This is a genomic window from Herbaspirillum sp. Her4 (genome assembly GCF_057961335.1).
Window position 1 is genome coordinate 190,542 of the sequence record NZ_CM176330.1, and the last position, 15,721, is coordinate 206,262.

Sequence of the window (15,721 nt, forward strand, 5' to 3'; positions counted from 1 at the left end):
ATTTGAACTTAAGCTCGTCCAAATGTATCGCATAGACCTTCAAGGGAAAATGCAGTTCCACAATCTGTAAAGACTTCCTAAAATTTTTTCGGCTCGCGAGAAATCGCTCATCAGAAATCCAATAAACCGCACGGGGCAGCGTTGAAAAACCGATTGATTAATCACCTGACAACTGGAGTTGTCATTTTTTCTCTATCCGGCTGCGCGGCCGTCGGCGCGGCCTCCGGGGTCGCCCAGGCCGCCAAGTCCACGCTGGAGGCACTCGGCCTGAAGAAGCCGGACACGCCCGAACTCCCGGACGCCCAGAAGCAGCCGCGTACCGTGCCGATCAAGCTGCACGCGTCCAAGGCGCTCAATGTCGATTCGCAGCAGCGACCGCTGGCCCTGGTGGTAAAAATTTATAAGCTCAAGCAGAACATTAGTTTCCAACAGGCGTCATATGACACGTTCCTGAGTGCGCAAAAAGAAAAGGAAGCCTTGGGAGCCGACCTGCTGGAGGTCAAGGAAGTCACGCTGGTACCGGGCCAGCGCTATGAAATTTCCGAAAAGGTCAGTTATGAGGCCGGCTACATCGGTGTCGTGGCGCTGTTCGTCAATCCTGCACCGCAGCGCTGGCGTGCCGTCTTCAAGGCCGATGAAGCGGAGAAGAATGGCATTACCGTCGGCCTGCAATCCTGCTCATTGACAGTGGGTGCGGGGGCGGTGGCCATCGATATGCAGGGCAAGCCGCTGGAAAAGAATCTGATGCTGGCACCGGTTCAGTGTCATTGAAATTCAAACAACAATTCGCAGGACATCGCGACATGACAATCATCACGACGGGGCAATCCAAGTGAATCACTCCAACAAAGTCCTCTGGGGCGAAGGTCTTTTCCTCCGGCCACAGCATTTCCAGCGCCAGGATCATTATCACGAAACACGCCTGCACCAGACCGCGCTGGCGCTCAATCCCTACTGCTGGGGCATCTCCTCCCTGCAGGTGGACCGCGATGCCCTGAACAACAATACGCTGCGCATCCTCGAACTGTCGGCCATCTTCCAGGACGGGGAAATCTACAAGGCACCGGATGGCGACGACCTGCCCGATCCCATCGAACTGACCGAAATTCCGCTTTCCCAACAATCCGTCACCTTCTACGCGGCCCTGCCGGCACTGAAGAGCTTTGGCAGCAATTTCGTCTCGGGCACCGGCAATCATCAGTCCAGTCGCTACATTCAAGACAACATCGAGACGCCGGATCTTTTCACCGATGCGGCCAAGGCGGAGATGAGCTATTTGAAGAAGGCAGTGCGGCTGGTCTCCGAGAACGAACCGCGCGACTCCCTGGTATGCATTCCGATCGTGCGCTTGCGCCGCGCAAGCTCATCAGGATTCGAACTGGATCCCGATTTCGTCGCCCCCAGCCTGTCGGTGCATGCGGCGCCCTTGCTGTTCCTGCGCCTGCGCCGCCTGCTGGATGCCTTGCAGGCCAAGGTCAGCGCGCTCTACGGACATCATCGCGAACCCAGCAAGAGCGTGGTGGAGTTCCGATCGGGTGACATCACCTCCTTCTGGCTGCTGCATACGGCCAGCACCGCTTACGCCAGCCTCTCGCACTATCTGAACAATCCCCTGCTGCATCCCGAGCGCCTGTATGAACAATTGCTCGGGCTGGCCGGCTCGCTGATGACCTTCTCGCGCAGCCTGGCGCTGGCGGACCTGCCGCCGTATGACCATCGTGATCCTGGTCCGCCGTTTGCGCGGCTTGATGGCATCATCCGCGAGCTGCTCGATACCGTCATCTCGTCACGCTATTTCGCCATCGCCCTGCACGAGAGCAAGCCGTCGTATCACATGGGCATGCTGGACTCGGGCAAGATCGACGAGAAGACCAGTTTCTACCTGGCCGTCAACGCCGACCTGCCGGCCATCGAGCTGGTGGATGTAGTGCCGCTGCGCTTCAAGATCGGCGCACCCGAGGATGTGGAGAAATTCGTGCTGGCCGCACTGCCCGGCGTGAAGCTGGTGCACTCGCCGCAAGTGCCGGCTGCCCTGCCCGTGCGCCCCGACACCTATTACTTCACATTGGAAAGCAAGGGTGCCATGTATGAGCGCATGCTGCAGGCGCAATCGATCTGCATTTATGTACCTTCCGGCATCCGTGACCTCAAACTCGAACTCCTGGCGGTGACGCAATGAACATGACTTCGGCCCCTTCCCTGCTCGATCAGGACCATCTCCCCCCGTCCCAGATGGCCGCAGCGCCAGTCAATGCGCGCTCGCTGCTGGATCTGATGTATGACGGTTTCTACGCGCTCTTCATGCTCAAGAATGGCAGCGCGCCGGTGGATGAAGCTTCGTTCTCGGTGAAGATGCAGAAATTCCTGGGCGATGTGGAACGCAATGCGAAGAAACTCGACGTCTCCCCGGAAGATGTCTACGCCGCCAAATACGCGTTCTGCGCCTCGGTCGATGAAATCATCCTACGCTCCAGCTTCGGCATCCGCGACGCCTGGGAGCGCCGTCCGCTGCAGCTGACCATGTTCGGCGATCAACTGGCAGGTGAAAATTTCTTCAAGCAGCTGGAAGACCTGCGGGTCCGCGGCAATGCGCACATCCAGGCGCTGGAAGTGTTTCACATGTGCCTGTTGCTGGGGTTCCAGGGCAAGTACGCGCTGGAAGGTCCGGAGAAACTGAATTATCTGACTGCACGGCTGGGGGACGAAATCGCCCATCTCAAGGGCAAGAGCGCCGGCTTCGCGCCACATTGGGCGCGGCCTGACGCCATCGTCAACAAGCTGCGCAATGATGTGCCGCTGTGGGTGGTGGCTTCGCTGTTTGCCTTCATCGCCCTGTTCGCGTACCTCGGCTTGAACTGGATGCTGACCAGCGGCACGGAGAACGGACTGGCCGGCTATTCCGATATCGTCAAGCTGGCACCGCGTACCGCTAACCTGACCATCACCCTGCCCTGAACGCGATCTCTCCCCTGACAGTCTTGGAAGGCCACACAGATGAATCTGCCTTTTCCCGATTCACTTTCCAGCGTCATCAACCAACTCTTCGGCCCTGGCCTGTCGCAACACGCGCGCCTGATCACGCTGGCCAGCGCGCAGGAAGCCGGTCTTCCGGAGTCCCTGGTCGTGGAGCGCTTCCACGGCCAGGAAAGTGTCAATGACAATTTCCAGTTCGAGGTCGACGCCCTCTCCGTCTCCACCGATCTCGATCTGAAGCAATTCATCGGGACCGAACTGACCCTGCGCCTGCTTCAGGCCGATGGCAGCCGACGCGCCTGGCACGGCTACTGCACCCAGGCTTCGTGGCTGGGTGCCGATGGCGGACTGGCGCGCTACAGGCTTAGGCTGGAATCCTTCCTCGCCTTCCTCGACCGCCGCCGCGACAGCTTCCTGTTTCAGGATATGAGCGTCACCGACATCGCCAGCGCCGTCCTGAAGGAATACCCGCAAGCCAATTTCGCTCTGGATGTCACCCAGACGCTCACCAAGCGCGACATCTGCACGCAATACCGCGAGAGTGATTTCGCCTTCCTGCGCCGCATCCTGGCCAGCGAGGGCCTGAACTTCCGCTTCGAGCATCAGCAGGAGGGTGAGCAAGGCCAGGCCTCCGGCCAGCAACAGGCGCGACACAAGCTGGTCATCTTCGACCGCGAGGCCAAGGCACCTGATCTGCCCGGCGGCGATACGCGCATCCGCTTTCACCGCATCGCCGCCACCGAATCCAGCGATGCGATCACCGACTTCAGCGCCGTGCGCAGTGTGCGTTCCAACGCCGTGGCGCTGGCCAGTTGGCATCCCGAGAAGATTTCTTCACCTTCGGCTGAAGAGAGCTCCAGCCTGGATGCCGGCGAAGTCCCTGCCCTGCCGGTCTACGACGGCACAGGCCAGCAGGACTTTGCAGACCAGCAGGCGGCCGCGGCCCATGCGCAGTTGATGCTGCAGGCTTTGGAAATGCAGAACAAGCGTTTTGAAGGCGCGGGGGCGGCACGCCAGCTCAGTGCCGGTGCGCAGTTCACGCTGAGCCAGCATGAGCGCTATCCCGAAGGCGAGAACCGCTTCAAGCTGCTCTCGGTTCGCCACAGCGCCCGCAACAATTTCGACAGCAACATCACACAGATCCTCGAACAGCTCATCCCTGCTTCGCTGACAAATCTGTTCGGCAAGACGCCCTCCTCGGGCGGCCTATCCGATGACGACCTGAAGGCAGGGACCTACCGCAACAGCTTCGTGGCCGTGCGTGAGGTAGTCCCCATCGTTCCTGCTGCAATCACGGAGCGCCTCAAGCCAACGGCGCGTGGCACTCAGACTGCGCTGGTGACCGGCCTGCCGGATGCGGCCGTTACCACCGACCGCAATCACCGCGTCAGGGTCCAGTTCCACTGGCAGCGCGGGAAGTCGCCCAATCCGGGCGGCTTGCGCGAGACCGGCAATCTCGATGACAAGGACGGCAATGCTCCCGGCAACGACGCCTCCGGCACCTGGGTGCGCGTGGCAGAAGCGCAGTCCGGCCCCAACTGGGGCAGCCAGTTCACGCCGCGCATCGGCAGCGAAGTGCTGATCGATTTCATCGAGGGTGACATTGATCGTCCCGTCGTGGTCGCACAACTTTACAACGGCAATGATGTGCCGCCCTTCCCGGCAGGAGCCGAGTCTGACGCCAACCATGCCGGCACGATTTCAGGCTGGCACAGCACGGCGCATGATGGCAGCGGTTTCAATCAATGGGTGGTGGACGACACGCAGTCGCAATTGCGCATGCGCCTGGCCTCGAGCCAGGGCAAATCCCAGCTCAATCTCGGCCATCTGATCGATCAGGCAGATACCGGAGCCCAGCGTGGAAACTATCGCGGCCAGGGCTTTGAACTGCGCACGGACGCTTGGGGCGTAGTGCGCGGTGCGGAGGGCTTGCTGATTTCCTCGACGGCGCGTCCGGTTGCGGGTGCCAGCGTCACCAGCACGCAGATGGATGCCCACGAAGCTGTGGCGCAATTGAAGGGTGCGCAGCAACTTGCGCAGACCATGGGCGACGCCGCCACACAGCAGCAGGCGCTGCACAGTGCGGACGCCTACCAGGCCAAGACTGATTTCATCTCCGTCATCGACCCGCAGGATAAGGGCAAGCATCCGGCCAGCGTCAATGGTCAGGACGCATTCAAGAGCCAGGCGGGCTCCCGTGAAAGCGACAGCTCGCAACCGGTCGAAAAGTTCAGCAAGGCCGCTGTACTGATGGAGTCACCAAGCAACGTCAACTGGGCCAGTGCGGCTTCCACCGTGCTCTACGCTGGCGAAAACCTTCACTGGACCACACAGGGGGATACCCACTGGACTGCCGCCGATACCGCCAGCCTCGCGGCCGGCAAGGCGACGACGCTCTTTGCGCACGACGGCGGCATTCAGGCCTTCGCCGGCAATGGCCCGGTTTCCTTGCAGGCGCATACCGATGCGCTGGAGATCCTGGCTGACAAGGATGTGAGCGTCATCAGCGTCAATGAAGGCATTGAGATCAAGGCGCGCCAGAAGATCGTGCTGCAGGCGGGGCAGGCTTCGGTGACGCTGGAGGGTGGCAATATCACGTTTGCCTGTCCGGGGACGTTTTCGGTGAAGGGGGCAACGCATGCGTTTCCGGGTGGGGCGAGTGCAGGGGTTATGCTTCCCCCCCTACCCGACGGAACGTCCGCCGAAAACAATTGGATTGGATTGCATTACATGGAGCCTGAAACCGGCTCGGGCATCGCTGGAGCGGACTATGAAATCCACTTCAAAGACGGTACCAAGCTCACTGGCACATTGGACAATCAGGGAAAGGCGTTGCATGAAAATATCGAGCGCAAACAAGTGACGAAGGTTGTCTACCAGCCTCGCAAACCAGAAAGCGACAAGCCTGCCGCTCCGTTGGAAGACTTCAGCAACGGCTGAGTGGCTTATCCCTGCTCCATTTCTCCGACTGCGCTCGACTGAAGACTTGGTCTTGAGCTGCAAGCCCCTGTCGAATGCAACGATGAACTGCATAAAGCTCCAAGGAATCAATATGAAGGAAACCGCATGGCTGATGTGAATTCGACCCAGCTGCGCGATGCACTGGCGTGGGTCACCAACGATCAGAAAAAGGCCGAGGAACCCAGCACCAATCCTTTCGTCTGGTTCTGGGAAGCCATGCAAGGGGACTTCAATGAAGATCGCTCCACTGGCCAGTTGATGACTGATGCCGCCATCTCGATGATTCCCCTGGTCGACCAGGTGTGCGATGTCCGCGACCTGATCGCGAACTGCAACAAGCTTCGCAAAGACACCTCGGACACCTGGGCCTGGGTCGCCCTGGCACTGACATTGATCGGGCTGTTCCCGACATTGGGTTCGCTGGTCAAAGGCGTACTGAAGATCTTTTTCCACTTCATCCGGCGCATGGGTGGCGACGCCACCATCAAGGCGATTGATGCGGCGATGACGATGGTCGTCGGATTTCTGCGCAGGCGTGATGTGCAGAAGTATCTGCGCCAGCTCAAAGTCGACGAAGTCTTCAAATGGTTGGCAACTGAAATCAAGGTTGTTCGTGGCAAGGTCAATGTCAGCTCGCTGCTGAGAGCCTTTGACCGTGGCATCGGCGCGCTGGAACAGTTGGCAGCCAAGGTCGCCTGGGCACCCACTATAGGTGCCAAAGCAAAACATTATCTTGAACAAGTGCACCATATCCGCCAACTGGCGGACAAGCATCTCGGAGAAGCACTGCGCCCGGTCCAAAATGCCCTGGATAGCATCATCATGCGGCTGGAACGAGAGTCGTTGGAGCGGCAGCGCGGAATCATCAACCTTAATAACATTCACTATCGCGGCGCGCTTCCGGAGGCGGAGGCGGTCAAGCTGATGCGGGAGACTGAGCCTCCGCCTTCGTGGCTCAGCAAGGGGGAAGATCCAGAATATCCGGGACTTCTTTCCTCGAAGATGCAGTCAGATGTTGATAAAGAAGTTAAGAAAGGATGGCCCCCGCTATCTCCACGCAGTATTGAATCCTTTAACACCTTGATAGCAGATGAAATAAAAGGACCTGCTCGGCTCTACAGAATCCTCTCTCCAAACAGCCGAGCCATGAGTGATTGCTGGGTCACCGAAGATGTTTTCAAACAATTACAGGCAGCAACCGACCCACGTGCGGCATGGCGCAAACATTTGGCGGTATGGCCGGACTGGAACGTGAATGGTCAGTTTGTGATCTACGACATCAAACCGGGTGAAAGCCTGAAAGCTTGGCGAGGGAAAGCATCTACGCAATTCAAGGAAAACCTTGCAGATCGACATCTTGAGGGCGGTTGGGAGCAAATCGTCTTTAACGTGCCTCGTAGTGATGTTCGCAACGATACGATGCTTTACTACCCTCTCCATGGCGAAAATTCCCAAAAAATGCAAAGTGCTCTGAACACAGCAGAATATGGCAAGCTGGATGCTACACAAAGAGAAAACTACGTCGGCCTGCGAGAATCAATCAATCATCCCAACATCAGCGGCCCCTTTGATACCGGCTGGGGCTACTTGGATTTTGGAGGCGCAGGATTGGGAGAGAAAATCGGACTACCAAGCCTTCCGGGTCAAACCACAAAACTGAATCACTAAAAAATGTCTGACATTCCATTACAACTTAATTTGACGCAAAAGAAACATGTCTCTTTGCTGTATCACTTTGCTTCATTGCCTTACCTAAAAGGATTGCAGAATCGCCTTCGATCGCTAATGCAATTCGTCGACCCTACCTTGGACAAAGCGAAGTTTCAAGGCCGCGACCCACTTCTGACCAACAGCCGATGGGGCACACGTGATACCTCCGAGAACTGGGCCAACAATGGCTGGCCATTTCTTGCTGACTTCGAACTATCTGTCTCCAAGCAGATCGCACAGCGCGCATTCGAAGTCTATTCGTTTACCGATGCGTACAATTGTGGGCGCGGTTTGTCCGAGTACTCCCTGAACTGGATGACACCTCAAGAGGAAGATGAATTTCAGGCTCGTTTCGATGAACTGTACCTCTACGCGCAGAATATCGACAGAACATTAAAGAAGTTTAACGTCGCTGGAGGATGGGACGATTTTGATTTGACTATGTGTCTGAAGGAACATCCCCAAGCACTTGGAGAAGCGACGGCATTGCGTCTTCGAAGCGACATCACTGCCCACAGCGGAACAACGCCGCCGCGTACCGGCGTATATTTGCCGCTCGATGATCCGAATGGAACTCCTCAATTTTGCTGGACAGGAGAGCCTTCAGGAAAACTCAAGCAATGCAGCACATTTAACGACCTTGGACTTGCAGCGCTAGCAAATGTGGGACGTCAAGCTCTTTGGCTTAACGATTACAGCATGTATCAGTTTGTGCAAAGTCACCGTCAAGACCCTCGCTTGATCGCAGATTCATTCTTCAACGACGCCGTCAGTGATCCCGAGCGCTCTGCTAGTTTAGTAGCTCGACACTCGTTCACGTCGCGTCCCTGCAAGTGGATTTATGTAGAGCAACTTCACGGACAACCCGCCGACTTCTCTGAAGATCCTCCCCTTGTTCAGGCAAGAATGGCTGTTCGACTGGAAGGCGGTGCCATCTGTAGCCGTTCAGGATATTACTTCACGCCGTCGCAGATCAATTCCCGCAGGTATTTCAACAAAGGAGAAAGCATGCCTGATCTCAATAGCGAATATGGCGCGACTATCTGGCAATGGGATGCAGATCAGGGTTGAAGACAAGTTGTAACGGAAATTATCTTGACCAGGATAAAGATCGAATTCTCCGGCATATCAGCTCATCTTGCTTGCCTCAAGAACAGAAAAGTCCCGGATAAACAAAATGAGCAGATATCCCGATGAACTCAGCCTGACCCAGAAAAAACACATCTCCTTGCTTTACCATTTCGCCTCGATCGAATATCTGAAAGAGCTTCAAATACGCCTGCAGGAGTTAATGCGATTCGTCGATCCGACGTTATCCAACGCCAAGCTTCAAGGCCGCGACGCACTTCTGACCGACAGCCGCTGGGGAATACGTGGCACCTCTGAGAACTGGGCCAACAATGGCTGGCCATTTCTTGCTGACTTTGAGCTCTCTGTCTCCAAGCAGATCGCACAGCGTGCATTTGAAGTCTATTCATTTACCGATGCGTACAATTGTGCGCGCGGCTTGTCCGAGTACTCGCTGAACTGGATGACACCGGAGGAGGAAGATGAATTCCAATCCCGCTTCAATGACATCTATCTCTACGCAGAAAAAATCGATCGAACATTAACAAAATTCAACGTTGCCGGAGGGTGGAACGATTTTGGCTTGACACTTTGCCTCGCCGAAAACCCGGAGGCGCTGAGAAACGCCACGGCATTAAGACTTCGCAGCGACATCGTCGCCCGTAGCGGCGCAACGCCGCCACGTACCGGCGTATATCTGCCGGTCGACGACCCTCATGGCACTCCCCAATTTTGCTGGACCGGGAATCCTTCTGGAGAACTCAAGAAGTGCACTACTTTTAATGATCTTGGACTGGACGCGCTAGCCAGTGTTGGTCGTGAGTCTCTGTGGCTGGATGATCATCGCATGAGTCGATTCGTGCAAAGTCACCTTCAAGATCCTCGCCTGATCGAAGATCCGTACTTCAAGGAAAGCGTAAGTAAATCCAAACTGGCGCCAAGTTTGGTAGCTCGACAATCTTTCACATCACGTGCCTGCGATTGGATTTATGTAGAACAACTTCACGGACAGCCTATCGATTTCTCGGAAGATGCGCCCCTTGATCAGGTAGGAACCGCAGCTCGACTGGAAAGCGGTGCGATATGTAGTCGTTCGGGATATTACTTCACCCCGTCCAAAATCCATTCCCGCAAGTATTTCAGCAAAGGAGAAAGCATGCCTGATCTCAATAGCGAATATGGCGCAACTATCTGGCAATGGGATGCAGATCAGGATTGAACGTGGAGCGAGACCAATTGTGGTCAATCAGGATGACCTGAAGAACGCCTTGGTGAGCAAGCGACAACCTGCCCATTGGGGCTATGATGAATTCGGTCAAAAGACCGATCTGGTTGGTGTTCAGGTTCTCACCAACAATTGGTACGAGTCGAAAAAGAAATGATTGGCTCCACTGGACATCTCGATCCACAAGAGATTTTTCTCTTGGAACGTTACACATCTCTTGAATACCTGGGCCAATTGCGAGACAACTGGCACGAGCTACTTGAATTTGTGGAATCACGGCTGAGTCAGTTCATGCAAACCTTGCCTCCCGATTACCGCAATCGTGCTTTACCTGAACAGCCTGATATCGTTTGGGGAGAACAGGTGCTTCCCAACTTCCGAGATACATTCGACAGCCTCTGCAGCGGTTATATCAAGTTGTCTCATGGAGACCTCGATGGACTCAACAGCGCGCATGGAGTGCGCTCTGACTTCAAGGGGCAGCTCGAATTTTCCGCCGAGTGGATGGGCGAGGAAGGCGTACGTACGTATCGGCACCTGCTGAGTCAGGCGCTCGTCCGGGCGAGCAACATCATTTCTACTCTAGGTGCATACTGGTCGGCCGGAACCTTGTCACCCGGCTATACGCCGGAGGATCGCGGGCCACTCGATGCGCCGGATACCTGGCCTGGCTACGCGCTTGATCCTTCGACCAGCGTGCGAACAGGACAGCCACCACCAAGACCAGGCATCTATGTTCCAGACCAATCCAATTCCAGTGCTCAGTTCCTGGGCCCGGATATTGATGAGGCCCCCGAATGCAGCATATTCTTGGGTATGCAATCTCTCTACATTCCTGGCACCTCGGAAAAATACGGCGAAGAAGCTCTGCATCAGACTGCTCCATGTACATGGACGCTGGTCAAGAAGGTGGCCCATCAACGGAAGATAACATCGCTAAACGCACCGCAGGATTTCCAGCGACGCGTTGCAAGCGGAGAACTGTGCCCGGAGGATGGATATTATTTCACGCCTGCCCAACTGAATTCCCGACGCAAATTCAAGCGCGGAGAGACCATGCCAAGCCTGAATTCCCAATATGGCGCCACCATCTGGCAATGGGACTCCGATCAAGAATGAAGATAGACGGAGGGCTTCAAAGCTGACATGTGCTCAACGGTATCGATATCCATTACCTGGATGTTGGGGAGAATTTCAAATGGCTGAACGCTCTGTCTGACCGCTGACGATCACGCTGAGAAATTCCCGGTGCATTCATCTTTTTACTCCCTCGAATACCAGCGGGCTCGTGTGTCCACCGCATTCAAATCCACGATAGGCAGAATGCTGATTTTCGTTATGGCGACCGCGATGCTGGGCGCCTGCGGCAATGGCAGCGGAGCCGAGCAACGCGCAATGAACGAGCTCATTCATATCCAACTCGGCCAGTCCGGCGACGATATCCTCAAGAACTATCCCGGACTGTTTTCGATGAGCGATCATCCCTCAGGCGCAAAGTTCTATGCGGCCAGATGGACAAACGACGCGCGCGGCACAGTTGAAATTGGGTCATCGGAGACACTGTTTGTCATTCACCACGCGTTGAGCGCAACAGGGAATTACACGCCTTCATTTGCCAACGAAAACATCATCGAATGGAACATCAATGCTGGCCTCGCGGAAAGCAGTCCGATCATGCACGACACTGCAAGGAAGCAATTTCAATCCATTCTTGAAAATCTGCGCAAGGCCTCCTGGCATCGTTATATCGATCCGGATGCCCCCCGCCTGTCCGGTGTAAACACGCTACGCTATGCAGAATCCACGTCCTCCATTTATGGATTGGATACGGACTACGAGCCAACCCTGGACGAATGGATGCATCTTCCCGGCCGCACGCTTTGGAAACTCTGGAGCAAGGAGGGCTACCTGACGATCGCTTTGTCCCGCGATCTTTCTCTGAACGACGTCAACCAGCCGGGGGCCTACTTCATTGAATTCAACCTCCGGAGTGAAAAAGAGCAATTCCGCCAACTGGTGGGCCCTGACAAGCGGGCGGTTTGGCAGCAAGCATTACCCGCTGAAATGAAGCTGCTGAAAGAAGAGCGCCAGCAGGCCGAAAGTACTTTGCGCAAACAGGGAGTCAATATTGACGAAGCCTATCGGGATCCACCGGGCTTCTGATGATTGCCCCCCACCCAAAGTGTGATGAGGACTCTCTTATCCAAGTCCGGCAAGATCAAATAGACAATGAGATCGCACTGCAGCTTCACTTTATATTTGCTTTTGCTAGGAGCCTTGGGTATGCATGGGAAGCATGCGCTTGCCGAATCCGCCGTAACGGGCGAGGCCATTCATCTCAACATTCACGAATCGGCGACATCGCTCAAAGAAGCGTATCCCAGCCGTTTCAAGGCAAGCCAACACCCGGGCGACCTCCAATTCTTCACTGCTGAGTGGCAGGCCAGCAAGCCAGGCAAGGTCATCTTCGACCATGGTCCGCAATCGTTTTCGATACCGTCCGTGCTCAGCGTCACGGGAACCGCTTCCGCCAGGTTTGCGGCAGAGCATATTTCGCGGTGGTCCGTGAATGGTGGGGTCAGCGATGCAGAAACGATTTCCCATGACGACGCGCGCAAACAATTTACCGCATTGCTGCATGCACTAAGCGCAGCAGGTTGGTCGAAGGTGATCCCGATCAGCCGCCCGCGACTCCAAGGTGAACAAGCGCTGGCCTACGCACTGAAGAACCCCGGCTATCCGCTCGACCCTTCGCATGACCTGTCGCTGGCGCAATGGATGAGGCTGGCTGACGGCACTCCCTGGCTCTTTTACGCCGATCACGTGTTCCTCGAAATCAAACTGTACCGGGATCCCAACCGGCTCGATCCGGACAAGAGGGGAGCCTACTTCGTCACCTATTCATTGACGGCGCAGGACGCCTATCTGCGCGGCTATGTCGATGATGAAAAACTCGACAACTGGAAAATGGAATTCAGGAAGGAACTGCCTGCCTTGAAGCAGGCGCGGGAAAAGAAGGAGGCGCAACTGAAGAATGACAACGTCACCATCGATCAGGCTTATCAGGATCCGGCGGTCTTCCAATAACGCCCCGTACGCACCGCTGGCATAGTGATCTTGAACTGGATATATCCCAATTCCTCAGGGCCCAATAAGTCCGATCGCTTTGCTCGACCAGACGTACTGCCCACCCTCACCAAGAGTTGAGATAAGGCGAAAACTCAGTGACCAGCCTTCGTTTCGACAACAACCAGTTTCGCTGCGCAGTAAAAAACGGCCTGATCACCCACGCGACCAAGCCGTCATCATCAGCCCACAGACAACAGCATCAAGCCGCTGACGCAGAATCCGCCTGCGCAAACAGGGCACGCGCCTTATGCAGCTTGCGATAGCTATCCAGCAAGCGCTGATGGCGATCCAGCCCTTCGAGCTTCATGCTGGTCGGCGTCAAGCCAAAGAAGCGGACGCTGCCGTTCACCGATCCGATGGCCGCATCCATGCGCGCGTCGCCGAACATGCGGCGGAAGTTGGTCTCATAGTCGGATAGCTCAAGCTCATCATCCAGCTCCACTTCCAGCACGACATTCAACGCCTGGTAGAACAGGCCACGTTCCACCGAGTTGTCGTTGTATTGCAGGAAGGCACCGACCAGGTCATGCGCTTCTTCAAACTGCTGCAGGGCCAGATTGATCAGCAGCTTCAGTTCAAGGACGGTCAGTTGGCCCCACTCGGTGTTCTCATCGAAGTCAATTCCGATCAGGGTGGCGATGTCCGAGTAATCATCCAGCTCGTTGTTTTCCAGACGATCGAGCAAGGCAGCCAAGGCCTTGTCATCCAGACGATGCAGGTTCAGGACATCCTCGCGGAACAGCAGCGCCTTGTTGGTGTTGTCCCAGATCAGATCCTCGACCGGATACACCTCGGAATAGCCTGGCACCAGGATGCGGCAAGCGGTCGCCCCCAGTTGGTCGTAGACAGCGACATAGGCCTCCTTGCCCATCTCCTCCAGAATGCCGAACAGCGTAGCGGCCTCCTCGGCGTTGGAATCTTCGCCCTGGCTGGAAAAATCCCATTCCACGAATGCGTAATCCGCCCTGGCACTGAAGAAGCGCCAGGACACGATGCCGGACGAATCGATGAAGTGCTCCACGAAGTTGTTGGGTTCCGTGACGGCATTGCTCTCGAAGGTCGGCTGCGGCAGATCGTTGAGCCCTTCGAAGCTGCGTCCCTGCAGCAGTTCCGTCAGGCTGCGCTCCAGCGCTACCTCAAAGCTCGGGTGTGCGCCGAAGGAAGCAAACACGCCGCCTGTGCGCGGGTTCATCAAGGTCACGCACATCACCGGATAGACGCCACCTAGCGAGGCATCCTTGACCAGTACCGGGAAACCCTGTTCTTCCAGTCCCTTGATACCGGCCACGATACCGGGATACTTTGCCAGGACCTCCTGGGGAACATCGGGCAGGCAAAGCTCGCCTTCCAGGATTTCACGCTTGACCGCGCGCTCGAAAATCTCCGACAGACACTGCACCTGCGCTTCAGGCAAGGTATTGCCGGCACTCATGCCATTGCTGACGAAGAGATTCTCGACCAGGTTGGAGGGGAAATACACCACCTCGCCATCGGACTGGCGCACGTAAGGCAGCGAGCAGATACCGCGCTGTGCGTTGCCGGAATTGGTATCGACCAGATGCGAGGCACGCAGCTCGCCATCGGGGTTGTAGATCTCCAGGCAATACGTGTCCAGGATCTCCTTGGGCAATTTGTCCCCGCGGCCGGGCTTGAACCAGCGCTCGTTGGGGTAATGCACGAACTCGGCATTGGCGATCTCCTCGCCCCAGTAGGAACCCGCATAGAAGTGGTTGTTGCTGATGCGCTCGATGTACTCGCCCAGCGCCGAAGCCAGCGCACTTTCCTTGGTCGCGCCCTTGCCGTTGGTAAAGCACATCGGCGAGTGCGCGTCGCGAATGTGCAGCGACCACACATTGGGAATGATGTTGCGCCACGAAGCAATCTCGATCTTGATGCCCAGGTCAGCCAGCAGGCCGGACATGTTGGCGATGGTCTGCTCCAGCGGCAGGTCCTTGCCCAGGATGTGCGTGCTCGAGCCAGCCTCGGGCTTGAGCGTCAGCAGGGACTGCGCGTCGGCGTCCAGGCTCTCCACTTCCTCGATGATGAATTCCGGTCCCTGCTGCACCACCTTCTTGACGGTACAGCGCTCGATGGAACGCAGGATGCCGCGGCGGTCCGCTTCCTCGATGTCGGGTGGCAGTTCGACCTGGATCTTGAAAGTTTGCTGGTAGCGGTTTTCGGGGTCGACGATGTTGTTCTGCGACAGCCGGATATTCTCTGTGGAGATGTTGCGCGTATTGCAGTACAGCTTCACGAAATACGCTGCGCACAGGGCCGATGACGCCAGGAAGTAATCAAAGGGACCCGGCGCCGAACCGTCTCCCTTGTAGCGGATGGGCTGGTCGGCGATGACGGTAAAGTCGTCGAACTTGGCTTCAAGACGCAGCTTGTCGAGGAAGTTGACTTTGATTTCCATGGCGAGATTCCGAGAATGAACCGAAGAGATGGCGGTAAGGCATGCGAGCGACAGCGGCCCACAATTTTGTCGCGACGACGGCGACGGCCGTGGAGCGAGTCCGGCAGTCGTCGCGCAAAAGAGCTTCGATGATAGCCTAGTGCGGTTGCACCAGCGTTGCTGGCCCATGTTGAGCAAGCAGCGCGCGCTGGATCACGATGGACCTGCAAGGTTGCGGGCCAAAAGAAAACGGCTCACAT

11 protein-coding genes are annotated in these 15,721 nt (G+C 56.5%); 10 read left to right on the top strand and 1 reads right to left on the bottom strand.

Annotated elements, in window-relative coordinates; translation table 11 throughout:
* Nucleotides 1–141 precede the first annotated feature (141 nt).
* The 10 genes from tssJ (at nucleotide 142) to ACWFUC_RS00895 (ending at nucleotide 13,024) form a co-directional block, all read left to right on the top strand.
* Nucleotides 142–771, top strand: coding sequence for a type VI secretion system lipoprotein TssJ (gene tssJ / locus ACWFUC_RS00850; RefSeq protein WP_489623850.1), 630 nt, complete (start codon nucleotides 142–144; stop codon nucleotides 769–771).
* A gap of 61 nt (nucleotides 772–832) precedes the next feature.
* Nucleotides 833–2,179, top strand: coding sequence for a type VI secretion system baseplate subunit TssK (gene tssK, locus ACWFUC_RS00855; protein WP_489623851.1), 1,347 nt, complete (start codon nucleotides 833–835; stop codon nucleotides 2,177–2,179).
* A 2-nt stretch (nucleotides 2,180–2,181) separates the two neighbouring features.
* A complete protein-coding gene (gene icmH, locus ACWFUC_RS00860; RefSeq protein ID WP_420840925.1) occupies nucleotides 2,182–2,955 on the top strand; it encodes a type IVB secretion system protein IcmH/DotU in 774 nt (257 codons plus the stop codon).
* 39 nt (nucleotides 2,956–2,994) lie between these two features.
* A complete protein-coding gene (locus tag ACWFUC_RS00865; protein ID WP_489623852.1) occupies nucleotides 2,995–5,913 on the top strand; it encodes a type VI secretion system Vgr family protein in 2,919 nt (972 codons plus the stop codon).
* A gap of 126 nt (nucleotides 5,914–6,039) precedes the next feature.
* Nucleotides 6,040–7,602: a hypothetical protein gene (locus tag ACWFUC_RS00870; RefSeq protein WP_489623853.1), complete on the top strand. Its 1,563-nt coding sequence runs from the start codon at nucleotides 6,040–6,042 to the stop codon at nucleotides 7,600–7,602.
* 3 nt (nucleotides 7,603–7,605) lie between these two features.
* Nucleotides 7,606–8,715 carry a hypothetical protein gene (locus ACWFUC_RS00875; protein WP_489623854.1) on the top strand — a complete coding sequence of 370 codons (1,110 nt, stop codon included), beginning with the start codon at nucleotides 7,606–7,608 and terminating at the stop codon, nucleotides 8,713–8,715.
* Between the two features lie 106 nt (nucleotides 8,716–8,821).
* Complete coding sequence (locus ACWFUC_RS00880) at nucleotides 8,822–9,931, top strand: hypothetical protein (RefSeq protein WP_489623855.1); 1,110 nt, start codon at nucleotides 8,822–8,824, stop codon at nucleotides 9,929–9,931.
* 159 nt (nucleotides 9,932–10,090) lie between these two features.
* On the top strand, nucleotides 10,091–11,056 hold the full coding sequence (locus ACWFUC_RS00885) for a hypothetical protein (protein WP_489623856.1): 966 nt from the start codon (nucleotides 10,091–10,093) through the stop codon (nucleotides 11,054–11,056).
* A 204-nt stretch (nucleotides 11,057–11,260) separates the two neighbouring features.
* Nucleotides 11,261–12,100 (top strand): hypothetical protein, encoded by an 840-nt coding sequence (locus tag ACWFUC_RS00890; RefSeq protein WP_489623857.1) that lies wholly within the window; start codon nucleotides 11,261–11,263, stop codon nucleotides 12,098–12,100.
* A gap of 120 nt (nucleotides 12,101–12,220) precedes the next feature.
* On the top strand, nucleotides 12,221–13,024 hold the full coding sequence (locus tag ACWFUC_RS00895) for a hypothetical protein (RefSeq protein WP_489623858.1): 804 nt from the start codon (nucleotides 12,221–12,223) through the stop codon (nucleotides 13,022–13,024).
* Nucleotides 13,025–13,265: 241 nt separating this feature from the next.
* Here ACWFUC_RS00895 and ACWFUC_RS00900 read toward each other — a convergent pair whose 3' ends face one another.
* Complete coding sequence (locus ACWFUC_RS00900) at nucleotides 13,266–15,482, bottom strand: OsmC domain/YcaO domain-containing protein (protein WP_489623859.1); 2,217 nt, start codon at nucleotides 15,480–15,482, stop codon at nucleotides 13,266–13,268.
* Nucleotides 15,483–15,721 lie beyond the last annotated feature (239 nt).

Excerpts from the sequence above, each read along its gene's own strand:
- icmH (WP_420840925.1), top strand. The coding sequence starts at position 2,182 with ATGACTTCGGCCCCTTCCCTGCTCGATCAGGACCATCTCCCCCCGTCC.
- ACWFUC_RS00865 (WP_489623852.1), top strand. The coding sequence starts at position 2,995 with ATGAATCTGCCTTTTCCCGATTCACTTTCCAGCGTCATCAACCAACTC.
- ACWFUC_RS00870 (WP_489623853.1), top strand. The coding sequence starts at position 6,040 with ATGGCTGATGTGAATTCGACCCAGCTGCGCGATGCACTGGCGTGGGTC.
- ACWFUC_RS00875 (WP_489623854.1), top strand. The coding sequence starts at position 7,606 with ATGTCTGACATTCCATTACAACTTAATTTGACGCAAAAGAAACATGTC.
- ACWFUC_RS00880 (WP_489623855.1), top strand. The coding sequence starts at position 8,822 with ATGAGCAGATATCCCGATGAACTCAGCCTGACCCAGAAAAAACACATC.
- ACWFUC_RS00885 (WP_489623856.1), top strand. The coding sequence starts at position 10,091 with ATGATTGGCTCCACTGGACATCTCGATCCACAAGAGATTTTTCTCTTG.
- ACWFUC_RS00890 (WP_489623857.1), top strand. The coding sequence starts at position 11,261 with ATGCTGATTTTCGTTATGGCGACCGCGATGCTGGGCGCCTGCGGCAAT.
- ACWFUC_RS00895 (WP_489623858.1), top strand. The coding sequence starts at position 12,221 with ATGCATGGGAAGCATGCGCTTGCCGAATCCGCCGTAACGGGCGAGGCC.
- ACWFUC_RS00900 (WP_489623859.1), bottom strand. The coding sequence starts at position 15,482 with ATGGAAATCAAAGTCAACTTCCTCGACAAGCTGCGTCTTGAAGCCAAG.